Source organism: Streptomyces sp. TM32 (assembly GCF_004122755.1).
Classification (GTDB): domain Bacteria; phylum Actinomycetota; class Actinomycetes; order Streptomycetales; family Streptomycetaceae; genus Streptomyces; species Streptomyces sioyaensis.
Genome location: NZ_SDIG01000124.1, coordinates 1 through 19644 on the forward strand (window position 1 = coordinate 1; position 19644 = coordinate 19644).

At 73.4% G+C, this 19644-nt stretch carries 14 protein-coding genes and 2 pseudogenes; 4 read left to right on the forward strand and 12 right to left on the reverse strand.

Annotated elements, in window-relative coordinates; translation table 11 throughout:
- The 3 genes from EST92_RS23240 to EST92_RS23250 all read right to left on the reverse strand — a co-directional run.
- Positions 1 to 378, reverse strand: a 378-nt coding sequence (locus tag EST92_RS23240; RefSeq protein ID WP_129282773.1) for an NTP pyrophosphohydrolase, incomplete at its 3' end; no start/stop codon positions are given.
- 101 nt (positions 379 to 479) lie between these two features.
- On the reverse strand, positions 480 to 2615 hold the full coding sequence (locus EST92_RS23245) for a 3-hydroxyacyl-CoA dehydrogenase NAD-binding domain-containing protein (RefSeq protein ID WP_129282774.1): 2136 nt from the start codon (positions 2613 to 2615) through the stop codon (positions 480 to 482).
- Positions 2612 to 3838, reverse strand: a complete 1227-nt coding sequence (locus EST92_RS23250) for an acetyl-CoA C-acyltransferase (RefSeq protein WP_129282775.1) — start codon at positions 3836 to 3838, stop codon at positions 2612 to 2614. Before EST92_RS23250 ends, EST92_RS23245 begins: the two co-directional genes overlap by 4 nt.
- Positions 3839 to 4085: 247 nt before the next feature.
- Between EST92_RS23250 and EST92_RS23255 the strand changes: the two genes are divergently transcribed.
- Positions 4086 to 4769, forward strand: a complete 684-nt coding sequence (locus EST92_RS23255; RefSeq protein ID WP_254068970.1) for a PepSY domain-containing protein — start codon at positions 4086 to 4088, stop codon at positions 4767 to 4769.
- 54 nt (positions 4770 to 4823) lie between these two features.
- Here the strand turns inward: EST92_RS23255 and EST92_RS23260 are convergent.
- The 3 genes and pseudogenes from EST92_RS23260 to EST92_RS23270 all read right to left on the reverse strand — a co-directional run bounded on the left by EST92_RS23260 (position 4824) and on the right by EST92_RS23270 (position 7819).
- Positions 4824 to 6084 (reverse strand): annotated as a pseudogene (locus EST92_RS23260) (ribonuclease D).
- Between the two features lie 77 nt (positions 6085 to 6161).
- Positions 6162 to 6824: a response regulator transcription factor gene (locus tag EST92_RS23265; RefSeq protein WP_006602452.1), complete on the reverse strand. Its 663-nt coding sequence runs from the start codon at positions 6822 to 6824 to the stop codon at positions 6162 to 6164.
- A gap of 338 nt (positions 6825 to 7162) precedes the next feature.
- Complete coding sequence (locus tag EST92_RS23270) at positions 7163 to 7819, reverse strand: DUF3000 domain-containing protein (protein WP_129282776.1); 657 nt, start codon at positions 7817 to 7819, stop codon at positions 7163 to 7165.
- A 147-nt stretch (positions 7820 to 7966) separates the two neighbouring features.
- Here EST92_RS23270 and hemE point away from each other — a divergent pair, with 147 nt between their 5' ends.
- Entirely contained in the window at positions 7967 to 9034 is a 1068-nt protein-coding gene (gene hemE / locus EST92_RS23275) for a uroporphyrinogen decarboxylase (protein WP_129282777.1), read from the forward strand.
- A gap of 166 nt (positions 9035 to 9200) precedes the next feature.
- Here the strand turns inward: hemE and EST92_RS23280 are convergent, their stop codons facing one another.
- Positions 9201 to 10583, reverse strand: a complete 1383-nt coding sequence (locus tag EST92_RS23280; RefSeq protein WP_129282778.1) for an FAD-dependent oxidoreductase — start codon at positions 10581 to 10583, stop codon at positions 9201 to 9203.
- Positions 10584 to 10726: 143 nt separating this feature from the next.
- Entirely contained in the window at positions 10727 to 11923 is a 1197-nt protein-coding gene (locus EST92_RS23285; RefSeq protein ID WP_129250480.1) for a thiolase family protein, read from the reverse strand.
- 203 nt (positions 11924 to 12126) lie between these two features.
- Between EST92_RS23285 and hemG the strand changes: the two genes are divergently transcribed.
- Positions 12127 to 13587 (forward strand): protoporphyrinogen oxidase, encoded by a 1461-nt coding sequence (hemG, locus tag EST92_RS23290; protein WP_129282779.1) that lies wholly within the window; start codon positions 12127 to 12129, stop codon positions 13585 to 13587.
- A gap of 11 nt (positions 13588 to 13598) precedes the next feature.
- Positions 13599 to 14351 (forward strand): hydrogen peroxide-dependent heme synthase, encoded by a 753-nt coding sequence (gene hemQ / locus EST92_RS23295; RefSeq protein WP_129250478.1) that lies wholly within the window; start codon positions 13599 to 13601, stop codon positions 14349 to 14351.
- A 73-nt stretch (positions 14352 to 14424) separates the two neighbouring features.
- Here the strand turns inward: hemQ and EST92_RS23300 are convergent, their stop codons facing one another.
- From EST92_RS23300 to EST92_RS23315, 4 genes and pseudogenes are all read right to left on the reverse strand, one after another.
- Positions 14425 to 16116 carry an alpha/beta hydrolase gene (locus EST92_RS23300; RefSeq protein ID WP_254068971.1) on the reverse strand — a complete coding sequence of 564 codons (1692 nt, stop codon included), beginning with the start codon at positions 16114 to 16116 and terminating at the stop codon, positions 14425 to 14427.
- An 84-nt stretch (positions 16117 to 16200) separates the two neighbouring features.
- Positions 16201 to 17013, reverse strand: a complete 813-nt coding sequence (locus EST92_RS23305) for a TIGR04222 domain-containing membrane protein (protein ID WP_129282780.1) — start codon at positions 17011 to 17013, stop codon at positions 16201 to 16203.
- Positions 17014 to 17156: 143 nt separating this feature from the next.
- A pseudogene (locus EST92_RS23310) lies at positions 17157 to 18567 on the reverse strand (DUF692 domain-containing protein).
- Between the two features lie 144 nt (positions 18568 to 18711).
- Entirely contained in the window at positions 18712 to 19371 is a 660-nt protein-coding gene (locus EST92_RS23315; RefSeq protein WP_254068972.1) for an aminoacyl-tRNA hydrolase, read from the reverse strand.
- Between the last annotated feature and the right edge of the window lie 273 nt (positions 19372 to 19644).

Sequence of the window (19644 nt, forward strand, 5' to 3'; positions counted from 1 at the left end):
GCGTACCGGACAGGATCGGCGGCAGATGCCACCCCGCGCCCCCAGTGCCTGGACCCGCTGCCGCAGCCCGCGGTCCGCGGTCACCACCAGACAGTCCCGTCCGCCGCTCTCGTCGGCCACCAGCTGCACGATCCGGTCGTCGCCGCTGCCGGCCGCCGGCACCACCCGTACGCCCGCCACGGACTCGACGCCGCGGGCCGCGCCCTCCACGACCAGGACCAGCTCCAGGGGCGGGGCGAGAAGTCCCGGCAGTCCGTCCGCGGCAGGGGCGACCAGCGCGTCGCGCAGCCGCTCGGCGGCACCGTGCCGGTCCCGCCACCAGCCGTCGGGCACCGAGCCCACGACATTCGCGGCATCGACAATGAGCAAGGCATCCATGCCGTCACCCTCCCACGGCGCCGCCGCCCGTGCGCCGCACACGAATGCGCGGACCGGCTCCGCCGAGCCGGCCCGCGCATCCCGCTGTCAGTCGTGCACCGTTACGCGGGCACGCTCGCGATGCCCGGGGCCAGGAACTTCTTGCCCCGCACCCGCTCGGAGACACCGGCACGGTCCAGGTACGGCGTGATGCCGCCCAGGTGGAAGGGCCAGCCGGCGCCGGTGATCAGGCACAGGTCGATGTCCTGCGCCTCGGCGACCACGCCCTCGTCCAGCATCAGGCCGATCTCCTGCGCCACCGCGTCCAGGACGCGGTCGCGGACCTGCTCCTCCGTCAGCACCGAGTCGCCCTGCTTGAGGAGGGCCGCGACCTCGGGGTCCAGCTCCGGCTTGCCGGAGTCGTAGACGTAGAAGCCGCGCTTGCCGGCCTCGACGACGGCCTTGAGGTTGGGGGACACCGTGAAGCGGTCCGGGAAGGCGCCGTTGAGGGTCTCCGACACGTGCAGACCGATCGCCGGGCCGACCAGCTCCAGCAGCACCAGCGGCGACATCGGCAGACCGAGCGGCTCGATGGCCTTCTCGGCGACCTCGACCGGGGTGCCCTCGTCGATGACGTTCTGGATCTCGCCCATGAAGCGGGTCAGGATGCGGTTGACGACGAACGCGGGGGCGTCCTTCACCAGCACCGCGGTCTTCTTCAGCGTCTTGGCGACACCGAACGCCGTGGCCAGCGAGGCGTCGTCGGTCTTCTCGCCGCGCACGATCTCCAGCAGCGGCAGGATCGCGACCGGGTTGAAGAAGTGGAAGCCGACGACCCGCTCGGGGTGCTTCAGCTTCGACGCCATCTCGGTGACCGACAGCGAGGAGGTGTTGGTGGCGAGGATCGCGTGCGCCGGGGCGACGGCCTCCACCTCCGCGAACACCTGCTGCTTGACGCCGATCTCCTCGAAGACGGCCTCGATGATGAAGTCGGCGTCGGAGAAGCCCTCGGCCTTGTCGAGGACACCGGAGACCAGGGCCTTGAGGCGGTTGGCCTTGTCCTGGTTGATCCGGCCCTTGCCGAGCAGCTTGTCGATCTCGGCGTGGACGTATCCCACACCCTTGTCGACGCGCTCCTGGTCGATGTCGGTCAGCACGACCGGCACCTCCAGGCGGCGCAGGAAGAGCAGGGCGAGCTGCGAGGCCATCAGACCGGCGCCGACGACGCCGACCTTGCTGACCGGGCGCGCGAGCTTCTTGTCCGGAGCGCCGGCGGGGCGCTTGGCGCGCTTCTGCACGAGGTTGAACGAGTAGATGCCGGCGCGGAGTTCACCGCCCATGATCAGGTCGGCGAGCGCCTGGTCCTCGGCGTCGAAACCGGCTCGGAGGTCACCGTTCTTGGCGGCGGCGATGATGTCGAGCGCACGGTAGGCGGCCGGGGCGGCGCCGTGCACCTTGCCGTCGGCGATGAACTTGCCCTTGGCGACGGCCTGGTCCCAGGCCTCGCCGCGGTCGATCTCGGGGCGCTCGACCGCCACGTCGCCCTTGAGGACCTGCGCGGTCCAGATCAGCGACTGCTCCAGGAAGTCCGCGCCCTCGAAGATCGCGTCCGCGATGCCGAGGTCGAAGACCTGCTGGCCCTTGAGCTGCTTGTTCTGGTTGAGCGAGTTCTCGATGATGACCGAAACGGCCTTGTCCGCACCGATCAGGTTGGGCAGCAGCGCGCAGCCGCCCCAGCCCGGGACGAGACCGAGGAAGACCTCGGGCAGCGAGAAGGCGGGCAGGGCCTTGGAGACCGTGCGGTACGAGCAGTGCAGACCGACCTCGACACCGCCGCCCATCGCGGCACCGTTGTAGTACGCGAAGGTCGGCACGGCGAGCGCGGACAGCCGCTTGAAGACCTCGTGGCCGCCCTTGCCGATGGCCAGCGCGTCCTCGTGCCGCTTCAGCAGCTCGACGCCCTTGAGGTCGGCGCCGACGGCGAAGATGAACGGCTTGCCGGTGACGCCGACGCCGACGATGTCGCCGTCTGCGGCCTCCTTCTCGACCTGGTCGAGCGCGGCGTTGAGGTTCGCCAGCGAGCCCGGGCCGAAGGTGGTCGGCTTGGTGTGGTCGAAGCCGTTGTCCAGCGTGATCAGGGCGAACCGGCCCGCGCCGTACGGCAGATCGAGGTGGCGGACGTGCGCCGACGTCACGACCTCGTCGGGGAACAGCTCGGCCGCGCCCTTGAGGAGCTCGGCGGTGGTCGTGGTGCTCACTTGTCGCCTCCGGCGTCCTTGTGGTTCGGGTTCTCCCAGATGACCGTCGCGCCCATGCCGAAGCCGACGCACATGGTGGTCAGGCCGTAGCGGACCTCCGGCTGCTCCTCGAACTGCCGGGCCAGCTGGGTCATCAGCCGGACGCCGGAGGAGGCCAGCGGGTGGCCGTAGGCGATGGCGCCGCCGTACTGGTTGACGCGCGCGTCGTCGTCGGCGATGCCGTAGTGGTCGAGGAAGGCGAGCACCTGGACGGCGAACGCCTCGTTGATCTCGAACAGGCCGATGTCACCGATGCCCAGGCCCGCCTGGGCGAGGGCCTTCTCGGTGGCCGGGATCGGGCCGTAGCCCATGACCTCGGGCTCGACGCCCGCGAAGGCGTAGGAGACCAGGCGCATCTTGACCGGAAGGTCGTGCTCCCGGGCGAAGTCCTCGGAGGCGAGGATCGAGGCGGTGGCGCCGTCGTTGAGACCGGCGGCGTTACCGGCCGTGACCCGGCCGTGCGTACGGAACGGCGTCTTGAGGCCGGCGAGGTTCTCCAGGGTGGTCCCCGGGCGCATCGGCTCGTCGGCGGTCACCAGACCCCAACCGGTCTCACCGACCTCGGAGTTGGTGTTCCGCACCGAGATCGGGACGAGATCCTGCTGGATCTTCCCGTTCGCGTACGCCTTCGCCGCCTTCTCCTGCGAGCGCACCGCGTAGGCGTCCGAGCGCTCCTTGGTGATCTGCGGGTAGCGGTCGTGGAGGTTCTCCGCGGTCATGCCCATGAACAGCGCGGACTGGTCGACGAGCTTCTCGCTCACGAACCGCGGGTTCGGGTCGACGGCCTCGCCCATGGGGTGGCGCCCCATGTGCTCGACACCACCGGCGATGACGGCGTCGTAGGCGCCGAAGGCGATGGAGCCGGCGGTGGCGGTGACGGCGGTCAGCGCACCGGCACACATGCGGTCGATGGAGTAGCCGGGCACCGACTGCGGCAGACCGGCGAGGATGCCGGCGGTCCGGCCGAGGGTCAGGCCCTGGTCACCGATCTGGGTGGTGGCGGCGATGGCGACCTCGTCGATCTTCGCGGGGTCCAGGGCCGGGTTGCGGCGCAGCAGCTCCCGGATGGCCTTCACGACGAGATCGTCGGCGCGGGTCTCGTGGTAGATGCCCTTCGGGCCCGCCTTGCCGAACGGGGTGCGGACGCCGTCGACGAAGACGACGTCCCTAGCGGTACGAGGCACGTTGGCTCTCCTCCAGGTGCGGGGTGGCACTGCTGCGGGAGCGTCCCGGGGGACGCTTCACACCGACATGCTACTTACGGGTAACCAAGCTGCACACCCCCACCGGCCGGAGCGGCGAAGGTCACACCGGATGGCGGCGCCGGCCGCCGGGTGTGCCCCGCTGCGCGGCGGCAGGCGGTGAACGAAACGGACCGAATGTCGCCGGGTCTTGGCGCAATTCCTCCCATAGCACACTTAGAGTGACCACATGGAGACGAAGAGGAGTCATGTCGTGGTCCGGCGCGGGCGTCCGGCAGCGCCGCGCGCGATCGGCCTGGTCTGCGCCGTAGCCGCCGCGGGCGCGCTGGTGTCGGGCTGCGGGAGTACCGGCAAGAACGACACCGGAAGCCCCAGGCGTCCGGTGCCCGCCTCGGCCCCCGCCACGCCGAGCGGCTCGCTCAGCACGGACCAGGCGCAGCGCAAGGCCCTGATCACCAGCGCCACGGTGGATTACATGGAGGCGCTGAAGGCCGCGGTCGCGGCGGTCCCGGCCTCGGAGCCGATCGCCGCGGAGCTCAAGGGGACGCCCGACAGCCCGTACTGGAACACCGCGGTCGCCACCTCCGACGGGACGGTGAGCGACGTCCGCGTGGACGCGCGCACCGGCAAGGCCGACCAGCCGCGGACCGAGTCGGACGACCCCGGCGACAAACAGCAGCTGGCCGCCCGGCTGTCCCAGGCCACCGTCACCGCCCAACAGGCCGCGACGACGGCCACCGACAAGACGAAGGGCACCGTCACCTCCCTTGAGCTCGGCGACGCCGACCACGGCAACACCGACAACCCGGCCTGGTCCGTGGGCGTGGTGACCACCGACGACTGGAACGAGACGGCCTACGAGATCGACGCCACCAACCGCAAGGTCCTGTGGATGCACGTCGAGCAGGGCTGACCTGCCCACCGCGCGCCCCGGGCCGGCGTCCCCCTCCGGCCCGGGCCGTGTGCGTCAGTCCGCGTCCGCCTGCAGCGCCGCGGTGAGGATCGGCGTGACCTGCTCGATCTGCCAGGGCCGGGCGCCGTGGCCGGCCAGCACCTCGGCGACCGACTCCGCCGTCGGCAGCTCCGGCGGCTCCCAGCACAGCCGGCGCACCGTGTCCGGGGTGATGAGGTTCTCCTGCGGGAGATTCAGCCGCTCGGCGAGCGCGGTGACCGATGCGCGGGCGGCCGACAGCCGGGCCGCGGCGGCCGGGTCCTTGTCGGCCCATGCGCGGGGCGGCGGCGGCCCGCTGAGCGGCTGGCCGGGCTGCGGCAGCTCGCTCTCGGCCAGGGCGCGGGCCCGGTCGACGGCGGCCTGCCACTGCTCCAGCTGCCGCCGGCCCATGCGGTGGCCGAAGCCGGGCAGCGCGGCCAGTGCGTGGCTGTTCGCCGGCAGACTCAGCGCCGCCTCCACGATCGCGGCGTCCCCGAGCACCTTGCCGGGCGACACGTCCCGCCGCTGGGCGACCTGGTCACGGGCCGTCCACAGCTCCCGTACGACCGCCATCTGGCGCCGCCGGCGGACCTTGTGCATCCCGGACGTGCGGCGCCAGGGGTCCTTGCGGGGCGGCGGCGATCGCCGCGAACTCCTGCCGGGCCCACTCCAGCTTCCCCTGCCGCCCCAACTCCTCCTCCAGCGCGTCGCGCAGGTCCACCAGCAGCTCGACGTCGAGCGCGGCATAGCGCAGCCACGGCTCGGGCAGCGGGCGGGTGGACCAGTCGACGGCGGAGTGGCCCTTCTCCAGGGCGAAGCCGAGGACGTTCTCGACCATGGCGCCCAGGCCGACCCGGGCGAAGCCGGCCAGTCGCCCGGCCAGCTCGGTGTCGAACAGCCGGGTGGGGACCATCCCTATGTCACGCAGGCAGGGAAGGTCCTGGCTGGCGGCGTGCAGTACCCACTCGGCGTCGCCGATCGCCTCCCCCAGTGCCGACAGATCGGCACAGCCGACCGGGTCGATCAGTGCGCTGCCGGCCCCCTCGCGGCGCAGCTGTACGAGGTAGGCACGCTGGCCGTAGCGATAGCCGGAGGCCCGCTCGGCGTCGACGGCCACTGGGCCCGTACCGCCTGCGAACGCGGCCACGACCTCGGCGAGTGCCTCGCCGGTGGCGACCACCGGGGGGATGCCCTCGCGGGGCTCCAGGAGAGGGACCGGCGCCGGTCGGGGATCCGGAGGCGAGTCTCCGGGTGCTCGCAGTGTCGTCTCTGCTGCGGTCTTTTGGGCGTCGGTCACCAGTCAAGGGTATCTGTGTATGCACGTCGCCCGTCGAGGGAACGTTCCCTCGACGGGCGGGCCGGTCGGATGAGCGGTCAGTGGATGATGCCGGTGCGCAGTGCGACCGCCACCATTCCGGCCCGGTCCCCGGTGCCGAGCTTGCGGGCGATGCGGGCGAGGTGACTCTTGACGGTCAGCGCCGACAGCCCCATCGAGACGCCGATGGCCTTGTTGGACTGGCCCTCCGCCACCAGCCGCAAGACCTCGACCTCACGGCCCGACAGCTCGCGATAGCCACCGGGGTGACCGGGGGCACCCGGCGGACGGCGCTGCATGCGGGCCGCGTTGGCGCCGATGGGCGAGGTGCCGGGGCGGCCGGGGATGCCCAGATTGGTGCGGGTGCCGGTGACGACGTAGCCCTTGACCCCGCCGGCCAGGGCGTTGCGTACGGCGCCGATGTCGTCGGCCGCGGACAGTGCGAGGCCGTTGGGCCAGCCCGCCGCCCGGGTCTCGGACAGGAGGGTGAGGCCGGAGCCGTCGGGAAGGTGGACGTCGGCAACGCAGATGTCGCGCGGGTTGCCGACGCGGGGACGGGCCTCCGCGATGGACGACGCCTCGATCACATCACGAACTCCGAGGGCCCACAGGTGGCGGGTGACGGTGGAGCGGACGCGAGGGTCGGCCACGACGACCATGGCCGTCGGCTTGTTCGGGCGGTAGGCGACCAGGCTCGAAGGTTGCTCGAGGAGAACAGACACCGGGCCTCCTGGGGGAGTGGCGAGGACGGACCCGGCTTGGGGGAGCCGGAATGATCCGTGTTTGAAGGGTCACTGACCTCTTCGGCAGCAATCCGGCGGGACTTTAGACTTTGATCACGATTTAGTTAGGGGCAATTCGGGCAAATCGGATGCGTGATCGATCACAGTTGCGCACCCGGTGCGCACATAGATGATCAAAGCCGTTCGCGATGCCGCACCGGCGCCGACGCAGCACGACGGCCGGACCGGCGCGAGGCCCGTCCGGCCGCGGACGAAGCCCCGGAGCGGCCGTGCGCGAAGCGGTCGGCGCCGGCCGGACCGGGCGGGAAAAGTGCAGTTCAGCGGGGCTGTGCGCCACGGCGCTGGGGGAGCGGGACGACGCCGCCGCGCGGCGGCAGGTCGGGATTGGCCGGCGGCAGGCCCGCCACCTGGCACAGCAGATCGCACCACGCCGCCAGATGGGCCGCCAGATCCGGCACCCCGCCGGGGCCCTCGGGGGGCGTCCACGACGCCCGGATCTCGATCTGGGTCGCTGGCTCACGCGCCGCGAGCCCGCCGAAGTAGTACGAGCCGGCCCGCGTCACCGTTCCGCTCGGCGCGCCGTAGTGCACCCCGCGCGCTTCCAGCGCGCCCGTGAGCCACGACCACGACACCTCCGGCAGCAGCGGATCGCTGCCCATCTCCGGCTCCAGCTCGGCCCGCGCCAGGGTCACCACCCGGAAGGTGCCCTGCCAGGTGTCGTCCCCGGCCGGGTTGTGCAGCACCACCAGCCGACCGTCCGCCAGATCCCGGTCCTCGCCGTCCGGGCCCGCGCCGCGCTCGACGACCGCCGCCTCCAGGGCGTACGCGAACGGGGCGAGCCGTTTCGGGGCGGGCGTCGGATCGATCTCGATCTCCGGCCGCAGTCGGGCCGCGCGGAGCGCTTCGACCGCCTGACGGAAGGGGATCGGGGCCTCGTCCGCGCTGTCCGCGAGGTGTTCATGAGCCGCAGCCATGCCCGGAAGGTTAGGCGGAATCGGGCCCGCATACGGGGAGGACACCCGGTGCGCGCGTCGCCCGTTCGGAGGTGCCGTCGGGCGCATGCGGAGATATCGGCCACCTGCCGAAATCGGCCGCCGGACCGGCATGCGAAGATTTGGGGCGTGAGCGCCAACAACCAGGCCACGGGCCAGCAGCAGACCGCTACGTACGACTCGGCATTCCTCAAGGCGTGCCGACGGGAGCCGGTGCCGCACACCCCGGTGTGGTTCATGCGCCAGGCCGGGCGCTCACTCCCCGAGTACCGCAAGGTCCGCGAGGGCATCGCGATGCTCGACTCCTGTACGCGGCCCGAGCTGGTCACCGAGATCACGCTGCAGCCCGTGCGCCGCCACCACGTCGACGCCGCCATCTACTACAGCGACATCGTCGTCCCGCTCAAGGCCATCGGCGTCGACCTCGACATCAAGCCCGGCGTCGGCCCGGTCATCGCGAACCCGATCCGCACCCGTGCCGACCTCGCGCAGCTGCGTGATCTGGAGCCCGGTGACGTCCCGTACGTCACCGAGGCCATCGGCATGCTCGTCCGCGAGCTCGGCGGCACGCCCCTCATCGGCTTCGCCGGCGCGCCCTTCACGCTCGCCAGCTACCTCGTCGAGGGCGGCCCGTCGCGCAACCACGAGCAGACCAAGGCCCTCATGTACGGCGACCCGGAGCTGTGGGCCGACCTCCTGGACCGCCTCGCCGAGATCACCTCGGCCTTCCTCACGGTCCAGATCGAGGCCGGGGCGAGCGCGGTCCAGCTCTTCGACTCCTGGGTGGGCGCGCTCTCGCCGGCCGACTACCGCCGCAGTGTGATGCCGGCCTCCTCCAAGGTGTTCCGGGCGGTCGAGGGCCGGGGTGTGCCGCGGATCCACTTCGGCGTCGGCACCGGCGAACTCCTCGGCCTGCTGGGCGAGGCGGGCGCGGATGTCGTCGGCGTCGACTGGCGGGTCCCGCTGGACGAGGCGGCCCGCCGCGTCGGCCCCGGCAAGGCGCTCCAGGGCAATATCGACCCGGCCGTGCTCTTCGCGCCCCGGGAGGCCGTCGAGACCAAGGCCCGTGAGGTCCTGGACGCGGCCACCGGTCTGGAGGGGCACATCTTCAACCTCGGCCACGGCGTGCTGCCCAGCACCGACCCGGAGGCGCTGACCCGCCTCGTCGAGTACGTCCACACGCAGACGGCGCGCTGAGCGGAGCCGTCCCACCGGTCCGGCCGGGCGTCCTGCGGGACACCACCGGACCGGCCGACGTTCCGCGGGACACCACCGGACCGGCCGACGTTCCGCGGGAGGTCACCGGACCGGCGCCGGCCCGCCCCGCCCTCCCGTGCGGCGGGCGCGCCGGGCATGCGAACCGTCAGTCCCCGGCCTCCCGTACGGCCCGGGTCGCCTTGCGGGCCGCCACCAGCACCGGGTCCCAGACCGGGGAGAACGGCGGTGCGTAGCCGAGGTCGAGGGCGGTCATCTGCTCCACGGTCATCTTGGCCGTGAGCGCGACCGCCGCGATGTCGACCCGCTTGCCGGCGCCCTCGCGGCCGACGATCTGCACGCCCAGCAGCCGTCCCGTGCGGTGCTCGGCAAGCATCTTGACGTGCATCGGGCGGGTGCCGGGGTAGTAGCCGGCGCGGCTGGTGGCCTCGACGGTCGTGGTGACGAAACGCAGCCCGGCGGCCTCCGCATGGCGTTCCAGCAGTCCCGTACGGGCGATCTCCAGGTCGCAGACCTTGCTGACGGCGGTGCCGACGACGCCGGGGAAGGTCGCATAGCCGCCGCCCACGTTGGTGCCGATGATCTGCCCGTGCTTGTTGGCGTGGGTGCCCAGCGCGATGTGGCGGGTCTGGCCGGAGACCAGGTCCCACACCTCCACGCAGTCCCCGCCCGCCCAGATGTGTTCCTGGCCGCGGACCCGCATCGCCAGATCGGTGAGCAGCCCGCCGGACTCGCCCAGCGGCAGCCCGGCCGCGGCGGCGAGCGTGGTCTCGGGGCGCACGCCCATCCCCAGCACGACCACGTCCGCCGGGTACTCGGCGTCCTCGGTGGTCACCGCGCACGCCCGGCCGTCCGGGCCGGTCAGCACCCCGGTGACGGCGCTGCCGCGCACCGTCTCGATGCCCATCGCGCACATCGCCTCGTGGACGAGGGCGCCCATGTCCGGGTCGAGGGTGGACATCGGCTGTGCGCTCTGCTCCAGCACCGTGACCCGGTAGCCGCGGCGGATCAGGGCCTCGGCCATCTCCACCCCGATGTAGCCCGCGCCGATCACCACCGCGCGGCGGCCCGCCGATTCCTCCAGGGTGTCCAGCAGCGCCTGGCCGTCGTCGAGGGTCTGCACGCCGTGCACCCCCGGGGCGTCGATCCCCGGCAGCCGGGGGCGGCGCGGGCGTGCTCCGGTCGCCAGCACCAACGTGTCGAAGCCCGTCCAGCTCTCCCGGCCGTCGTTGTCCAGCTCCCGGGTACGCACCCGGCCGCGGTCCAGGTCGAGTTCCGTCACCTCGGTGCGCATCCGCAGATCGATGTCCCGGGCGCGGTGCTCCGCCGCCGTACGGGCGATCAGGGCATCCGGGCCGTCGACCTCGCCGCCCACCCAGTACGGGATCCCGCAGGCCGAGTACGACGTGAAATGGCCGCGCTCGAATGCGGTGATGGCCAGCTCGCCGGGCTTCCTGAGCCGGCGGGCCTGTGAGGCCGCGGCCATTCCTGCCGCGTCGCCGCCGACGATCACCAGCCGTTCCGCCGTCATGCCGGCCCCCTTGTCGTCCTTGTGGCCCTGGGTGTGCTGTCCGCGTGCCGTGTCGTACCGCCTGCCGTGCGTCTCTCTCGCCCGCCTTCGCTACGTTACGGCTCGTCAGCGATCCGCGCGTGGCCCTGTGGACAACCCTGAGCTCAGCGCTCCAGCACCAGCGCCAGCCCCTGCCCCACCCCGATGCAGAGCGCGGCCAGGCCGGTGCCCGAGCCCTGGGCGGCGAGCTGGTGGGCCACCGAGCCGGCCAGGCGGGCGCCGGAGGCTCCCAGGGGGTGGCCGATGGCGATGGCGCCGCCCTGGGGGTTCACCACCGACGGGTCGAGTTCCGGCCACTGGGTGATGCAGCCCAGGGCCTGCGCGGCGAAGGCCTCGTTGAGCTCGAAGGACGCGATGTCGCCGAAGCCCCGGCCGGAGCGCTCCAGCGCGCGGCGTACCGCCTCCACCGGGCCCAGGCCGAACAGCTGCGGCTCGACGCCGGTCACCGCGCTCGCACGGATACGGGCCAGCGGTTCGCGCCCCGTGGCCCGCAGGCCCTCCTCGTCCACCAGCAGCAGGGCCGCGGCACCGTCGTTGAGCGGCGAGGAGTTGCCGGCGGTGACCGTGCCGCCGGCCGCACGGAACACCGGCTTCAGCTTCGAGAGGGACTCCAGGGAGGAGCCCTCGCGGATGGTCTCGTCGCGCAGCAGGTCCACCTCCGGCAGCGGCACGACCTCCGCGTCGTAGGCGCCCTCCTGCCAGGCGCGCACCGCCTTCTGGTGGCTGGCCAGCGCGAAGACGTCCTGCTGTTCGCGGGTGATGCCGTACCGGTCGGCGATGAGCTCGGCGCCCTCGCCGAGCGCGACCGTCCACTCCGGACGCATCCGTGAGTTGACCATCCGCCAGCCCAGCGTCGAGGAGAACATCTCCTGATGCCCCGCGGGGAAGGCGCGTTCCGGTTTGCGCAGCACATACGGCGCGCGGCTCATCGACTCGACGCCGCCCGCCACCGCGATCCGTGCGTCGCCGTGCGCGATGGCCCGGGCCGCCTGGATGACCGCCTCCAGGCCGGACCCGCACAGGCGGTTCACGGTCACGCCGGGAACGGTCACCGGCAGCCCGGCCAGCAGCACCGCCATCCGCGCCACATTGCGGTTGTCCTCGCCGGCGCCGTTGGCATCGCCGAAGCAGACGTCGTCGATCCGCGCCGGATCGAGGTCCGGGGTGCGGTCCACCAGGGCCTTGAGCACATGGGCGGCGAGGTCGTCCGGCCGGACCCCGGCCAGTGCGCCGCCGTACTTGCCGACGGGGGTCCGTACGGCATCGACGATGTACACATCCCGCAGGCGTGGGTCGGTCATCAGGCGCTGTCCTCGCTGTCCTGGGCTCGACGGTCGGCGGGCGCCACGAAGATCGCCGCCCATGACCATGAGTCTTTGCCCGCCGCTGCCCGCTGTCAACGGGGGCTCCCGGCCCCCGCCAACGGCGCCGGAGCTCCGGCGCCTTGTCGCCCGGGCCGCGGTCCGGGCGGCGTCGTGGAGGCCGGCTCTGCGAGAGTGGGGGCATGAGCGCAGCGCACACCAGTACGGGCCGCGGGCCCGGTCATGCCGTCGTCATCGGTGGAGGCATCTCCGGGCTGGCGGCCGCGCACCGTCTGCTCGAAGGCGGCGCCCGGGTCACCGTCCTGGAGGCGTCCGGCCGGCTCGGCGGCAAACTGCACGCGGGCGAGATCGCCGGCGTCCCGGTCGACCTCGGTGCCGAGTCGATGCTGGCCCGGCGCCCGGAGGCGGTGGAGCTCGCCCGCGCCGTCGGGATCGGCGGCCGGCTGCAGCCACCGGCCACCGCCACCGCGGCCCTGTGGACCCGCGACGCGCTGCGCCCGATGCCCAAGGGCCATGTCATGGGCGTGCCCGGGGATCTCGCCCCGCTCGCCGCCTCCGGTGTGATCTCCCCGGAGGGCATGGCGCGGATCGCCCAGGACGAGACCCTGGCCCGGACCGAGACCGGCGAGGACGTCGCGGTCGGCGAGTACGTCGCCGCCCGGCTCGGCCGGGAGGTCGTCGACCGGCTCGTCGAGCCCCTGCTCGGCGGCGTCTACGCGGGTGACGCCTACCGCATCTCGATGCGCGCCGCCGTCCCGCAGCTCTTCGAGATCGCCCGCACCCGACGCTCCCTGACCGAGGGCGTACGGGCCCTCCAGGCGCGCGCCGCCGCCACCGCACCGCAGAACGGACAGGCCCGGAACGCCCCGGTCTTCATGGGCATCGACGGCGGGATCGGGACCCTGCCGGCCGCCGTCGCCGACGCCGTGCGCCGGGCCGGCGGCGAGATCCACTGCGGGGCCGCCGTGGACGAGCTGCACTGGGCCGGGGACGACGGCTGGCGGATCCGGCTCGGCGACCGGACGCTCACCGCCGACGCGGTCGTCATGGCCGCACCCGCGGGCGCCGCGGCACACCTCCTGCGTCCGGCCTCGCCCGCCGCGGCCGCCGAGCTGGCCACCGTCGACTACGCCTCGATGGCGCTGGTCACCATGGCCTTCCGCCGCGTCGACCTGGACCGGGTGCCCGCCGGCAGCGGCTTCCTCGTGCCGCCCGTCGACGGCCGCCGGATCAAGGCCTCGACCTTCTCCAGCCACAAATGGGGCTGGGTCGGCGACGCCGACCCCGACCTGTTCGTGCTGCGCACCTCCCTCGGCCGCTACCAGGACGCCGCCGACCTCCAGCGCGACGACTCCGAGCTGGTCGCGCTCTCGCTCGCCGACCTCGGTGCGGCGGTCGGCCTGTCCGCCCGACCGGTCGCCGCCACCGTCACCCGCTGGGAGGGCGGACTGCCGCAGTACGCCGTCGGCCATCTGGAGCGGGTCGCCCGGATCCGCGCCGCGGTCGCCGGGATGCCGGGTGCGCTGCGGGTGTGCGGCGCGGTCTACGACGGCGTCGGCATCCCGGCCTGTATCGGCTCGGCGCGGCGCGCCGCCGACGAGATCCTCGGGACCCTGACGGCGGACCGGGTCCCGGGCGAGTGAGAATGGACGACATGACAGACGCTTCCACCCCCGCTTCGGCGCCGCACACCCCCGCGGCGCCCGAGAAGTCCCCGAACGCCGGCAAGAAGGCCAAGGACCTCAACGAGGTCATCCGTTACACCCTCTGGTCGGTCTTCAAGCTGCGCGAGGTCCTCCCGGACGACCGCAGCGGCTACGCCGAGGAGGTCGAGGAGCTGTTCGCGCAGCTCGCGGCCAAGGACGTGGTGGTCCGCGGCACGTACGACGTGTCCGGCCTGCGCGCCGACGCCGACCTCATGATCTGGTGGCACTCGGAGAGCTCGGACGCCCTGCAGGAGGCGTACAACCTCTTCCGCCGCACCCGTCTGGGCCGCGCGCTGGAGCCGGTGTGGTCGAACATGGCGCTGCACCGCCCCGCCGAGTTCAACAAGTCGCACATCCCGGCCTTCCTGGCCGACGAGGTGGCCCGCAACTACGTCAGCGTCTACCCCTTCGTGCGCTCCTACGAGTGGTACCTCCTGCCCGACGAGGACCGCCGCCGGATGCTGGCCGACCACGGCAAGATGGCCCGCGGCTTCCCGGACGTGCGCGCCAACACCGTGCCGTCGTTCTCGCTCGGCGACTACGAGTGGGTGCTGGCCTTCGAGGCCGACGAGCTCTACCGGATCGTCGACCTGATGCGCCACCTGCGCGGCTCCGAGGCGCGGATGCACGTCCGCGAGGAGGTCCCGTTCTACACCGGTCGCCGTAAGCCGGTCGCCGAGCTGGTCGCCGGCCTGGCCTGATCCGGGGCCGGGCACAGCGCTGCGGGCCGCCCCTCGGGGGACGGCCCGCAGCGCTGTGTGTGCTGTTCCCCGGCTACTTGCCCGGCAGCGCGTGCTGCTGCGACCGGGTCGCCTGCTGGCCGGGCACCGGCTCGGCCCGCGGTGCGCAGTACACCCGGCGCGCCGGGACCTTCCCGTGCAGCAGATACGCCTCGGCGTACCCGGTCACACAGGCGTTGTCGTTGAAGGCGATGCCGTGGGTGCCCGCCCCGTTCTCGGTGACCAGCGAGGAGCCGGGCAGCCGCTGCTGCAGCTCCACCGCGCCGCGGTACGGCGTCGCCGCGTCCCGCTCCGCGGCCAGCAGCAGCACCGGCGGCAGCGCCCCGGGCGCGGTGTGGACGTCGAGCGGACGGCCCTGACCGTGGAGCGCCCCGTCGAGCGCGGCGTCGGCCGTACGGTCGGCGGCGTTCACCAGATCCCCGCCGGCCTCGGGGCGGTCCGCCCGGTGTGCCGCGGCGTCCAGTTCGGCATCGGCCGACTCCGCCCGGTCGGGCCAGAAGGCGCACGGCAGATTCATCCAGGCGTTGTCCCAGGTCTCGAACGGTGCGGTCCGGGCGATCTCGGTGTTGTCGCGGTTCCAGGTCTGCCAGCTGCGCGGCCAGCGGGCGTCGTTGCACTCGACGGCGGTGTAGACGGCGGCGCTGTTCTCCTCGGCGGCGGCGCCCGCGGGCCGGGGCAGGGCCTGGGCGATCAGCGGCTTGGGGTCGCCGTGCAGATACCCCGAGAGCGCCTCGGCACGCAGCGGCCAGAAGGCGTCGTTGTAGCCGGTCTTGAGGAAGGCCGACTGCAGCTGTGCCACGCCGATCTTCCCGCTGAGGGGCGTGCGGCGGAGCTTCGTGACGGCGGTGTTGTAGGCCCGCTGCACCGCCTGCCGGGTGGCGCCCAGGTGGTACTGGCCGTTGTGCCTGGCGACCCAGCGCAGCCAGTCGCCCCAGCGGCGCTCGAAGGCGACGTCCTGGTCGAGGTTGTTGCGGTACCAGACCTGCCGGGGGTCGGGGTTGACCACGCTGTCGAAGATCATCCGCCGGACGTGACCGGGGAAGAGCGTCGCGTAGACCGCACCGAAGTACGTCCCGTACGAGGCGCCCATGAAGGTCAGCCGCCGCTCGCCGAGCGCGGCCCGCAGCATGTCCAGGTCACGGGCGTTGTTGACGGAGTTGTAGAAGGGCAGCGCGGACCCGGCCCGGCGGACGCAGCCACGGGCGTACGCCCTCGCCTCCGCCACCTTCTTGCGCTTGAAGGCCGCGTCGGGGTGCATCCGGCTGTCGGTGGGCGCCTTGGCGAACTCCGCGGGGTCCTGGCACGACAGCGGCGCCGAGCGGCCGACGCCGCGCGGTGCGTAGCCCACGAAGTCATAGGCGCGCGCCAGCTTGCTCCACTTGGGCAGCCCGCCGTACAGCGGGAACTCCATGCTGGACGCGCCGGGGCCGCCGGGGTTGAAGACCAGGGCGCCCTGCCGCTCACCGCGCGCGGTGGCCCGGGCCCGGCTGACGGTGAGGTGGATCTTCCTGCCGTCGGGGTGCGCGTAGTCCAGGGGAACGGTGAGCGTTCCGCACTCCACGGACGACGGCAGATGCTCCACCGGTGCGCAGCGGCCGAATTCGAGGCGGTGCGCGACCGGTGCGGGTGGCGCGCCGGGGGCAGCCGTGACGCCGCCTGCCGGGGCAGTGGCGAGGGCGGTCACCACCAGCGACCCGATGGTGCCGTACAACGCAAGTGCTCTCACTGGCCGTCCCTTCGTGTGTGCATACAAAAGGGATAGTTGGGGCGCGCATTGTCGATGTAAAGCACCAGGGACCGGTGTCGGAGGCTATGCCCCGGATGAGTGGAGCGCGGCGCGCAAGGTGGGGTCGGTGAGGGCGGCGGGCCCGCGGAGGGCGAGCGTGACGAGCGAGCCGGCCGGGGCGGCAGGGGAGTCGGGGGCGCTGTGGGAGCCGGCGGCGTCGGGCAGCTGCCGCTCGCCCGCCGTGGTGGCCCAGTCGCTGTACGGGTGCAGCTCGAAACGGGCCGCGGCCCAGGTGCCGAGGGTGAGGATCAGCGGCACCGCGAACCAGGCCAGGACCGGCCCGCTGTCCGCGCCGGGCGCCGCCCTCCAGTAGGTCGCGACGGCGGACAGCAGCACCACGAGGGCGGCGCCCCGCACCAGGCGGACGGCGCCGCTGATGCCCGGACGGACCGCGGCCGGCAGCGCCAGCCCCGCCGTCTCCAGCCGGTCCGCCACCTGCCGCACCGCGTCGTCGCTCACCAGGGCATCCCGTACGGCCGGTATGCGGCGCTGCCCGTCGGGGCCTATCGCGGTGAGGGCGGCGCGCTCGACGGCGTCCGTGCCGACCGGGTCGACGACGGTTGCCCAGCCGGTGTCGGCGAGCAGCAGCCGCCGCTTCTGCGCCATCAGCACCAGCACCACGTCGGCGAGCCGGTGCGGTCCGCCGGAAAGGTAGGCCATCTCGTACAGGGTCAGACCGGAGCCGCGGCCCTCCGCGGCGGCCGGAGCCGGGACGGCCTGGGCACCGGCCCGCGGGGCCGGCGGGGTGAGGTGTGCGGCGGCGACCGCGGCACGGCACAGCAGCGCACAGGACAGCACCGCCGTCGACCACGCGACAAGGAGGAAGAGGAGCGACATAGCCGGTTTTCTACGGTACGGCCCGGCCTACCGCCACGAAGTTTCTCACCATGCGGGCAGCCCGCTCCCCGCGGTAGCGCAGGCTCCGCCGACGCGTCCCGCACCGCACCGCCCGCACCCTCCTCCTGGGCGGGGTGCCGCGGTCACCTTGGGGGCAGGGCCTGCCGCACCGCGCGCACCAGCCGGGCCAGGGGCCGCGCGGACGGCGGCCGCGGCCCCGCGCGCTCCGTCCACCAGTGCCGCAACTGCCGCCGTGCGTCCCGGTCTTCGGGGCGCCCCCGGTCCAGCAGATACGCCGCGAACTCCAGGGCGTCCCGGCGGTAGCCGTCGCTCATGGGCCGGTGGCGCGCATAGCCGAGGAACGCGGCCCGGTAGTCCGCGCCGAGGATGCCGGGCAGCTCCGGCGCGACCTTGGCGACGACGTCGGCCCGCTTGGCGGTCAGCGCCCGGCGCTGCACCCGGAGCCGGGCGCGGTCGAATCCCTCGGGGGCCGGCGTCCCGGCGACCAGCGCCGACAGCAGCGCGGCCTGCGCCAGCGCGAGTCGCTGCCGGGCGGCGTCGGTCGTGGTGTCCGTGCCGACGGGAGGCGTGGCCTGAGCGGGGGCGGGTGCGGTGGCCCCGCCGACGGGAGCGGGGGCCGGAGCGCGCGCGGTGGTGGCGCCTTCCGCCGCCCGCCGGCCGCGGGCCCGTGCCGCCGGGCCGGGCTCCGGCTCATGCGGCCCGGGCATGACGGGCCTCCTTCAGCACGCCGCGGATCGCGTCGAGCTCGCCGGCCAGCTCCCCGCCCCCGGGGAAGTCGTCGTCCCGCTCCAGCAGCACGCCGGGCGGGGTGGTCCGGGCGCACAGCTCGGCCAGTACGTCCAGCACCGGCTCGGTCACCGGGTGGGCGTGACTGTCGTGCCACACCCCGTCCCGCTCCACACCGCCCGCGACATGGACGTACGCCAGGGCCTCCAGCGGCAGCCCGTCCAGGGCGACCGCCGGGTCCTCGCCCCGGTTGATGTGGTTCGTATGGAGGTTGGCGACATCGATGAGCAGCCGCACCCCGGTCCGCTCGACCAGCTCGGTGAGGAACTGCCCCTCGGTCAGCTCCTCGCCCGGCCAGTTGATGAGCGCGGCGATGTTCTCCAGCGCCAGCGGCACCGGCAGGGCGTCCTGGGCGATCCGCACGTTCTCGCACAGCACGTCCAGCGCGTCACGGGTGCGGGGTACGGGCAGCAGATGCCCCGCCTCCATCCGCGGCGAAGCCGTCAGCGGCCCGCCGGCCCGGACGAAGGCGAGGTGCTCGGTGACCATCGGGGCGTCCAGTGCCGCGGCCCGCTCGGCGAGCGCGGTCAGCCGCCCGGCGTCCGGACGGTCGGCGCCGCCCAGACCGAGCGAGACCCCGTGCGGGACGACGATGGTGCCCCGTGCGCGCAGCTCCCGCAGGGCGTCCGGGAGATGGCCGGGGCAGATGTTCTCCGCCACCACCTCGACCCAGTCCACCCCGGGCAGCTCCGCTATCTCGGCAGCGATCTCCGGCCGCCAGCCGATCCCCGTCCCCAGGCACTGCATGGCTCCCCCTCTTCCGTGGTGTCGGTACTCCTGACCCGGCACGGCGGTCCGAATCCTGCCCCGATCGGGTTCAGAGGTTGATTTGAGGTTCACCTGTGGCCCTGGCCGACGGCGCCGCTCACGCCCAGGAAGCGCCCCGCCGCCTCACCCGGTGGGCGGCAACGCGCCGCGCAGCGCCGGGTGGTCGGCGACCACCGTGCAGGAGCCGGGCGCGATCTCCGTGAAGCCGGCATCCTGCACGACGGGCAGACCGCTGCGGGTGAGCGTCTCCCACTCCGCGGCCTCCGCGGACCGTACGGACAGCGGGAATCCGGCCGCGCGCCAGGCCGCCCGCTCCGCACCGGACAGCTCCCACCACGCCAGGTGTGCGGCGTGTCCGGCCTGCGCCATCTCCTTGCCCGCCGACATCTCCAGACCGGGGTTGAGCCACAGCACCGGCCGGTCGGGCGCGGGCGCCCCGGGCGGCTCCGGATCGTCCAGCTCCGTGCCCGAGACCTGCAACCGCGCCAGCTCCTTCGGCCAGCCGTCCAGCGGCACCGGGGGGAAGACCCGCACCTCGGCGCGGGCGCCGGTGACCGTGATGCCGGGCAGCGCCCCGGCCCGGCGCCACTCCGCGCCGCGCGCCCGCCGCACCACCTTCCGGATCCGGGCGTCCTGCCAGTCCCGCACCGCCGCGGCCCATGCGCCGTCCCCGGCCGACCGCTCGTCCGACAGCAGCACCAGCACCGCCCGCGCCGCCGTCTCCAGCGCGTCGATACGCGCCGGTGGGTCGGCCTTCTCGATCCGTGCGACGAGCGGCAGCACGAACTGCGGTGCCGCGTCCCGGTCGTTCGCGGCCCGGGTGAACGCGCTGGCGGAGCTGTGGTCGGGCTGCTGCCCGGCGGTCTCGGTGCTGGTCACTCGACCAGTGTGCCAGCCGGCACCGACAGGGCTTCCGGCCGTTGCTCCCGCCGGCACGGGTAGGGCCACCGGTCATTGCTCCCGCCGGCACGGCGCAGGAATGCCGCTCGCCCCACGGGGGTGCCGTGCCGGCGGGAGCAATGACCGGTGGCCCTACCCGTGCCGGCGGGAGCAACG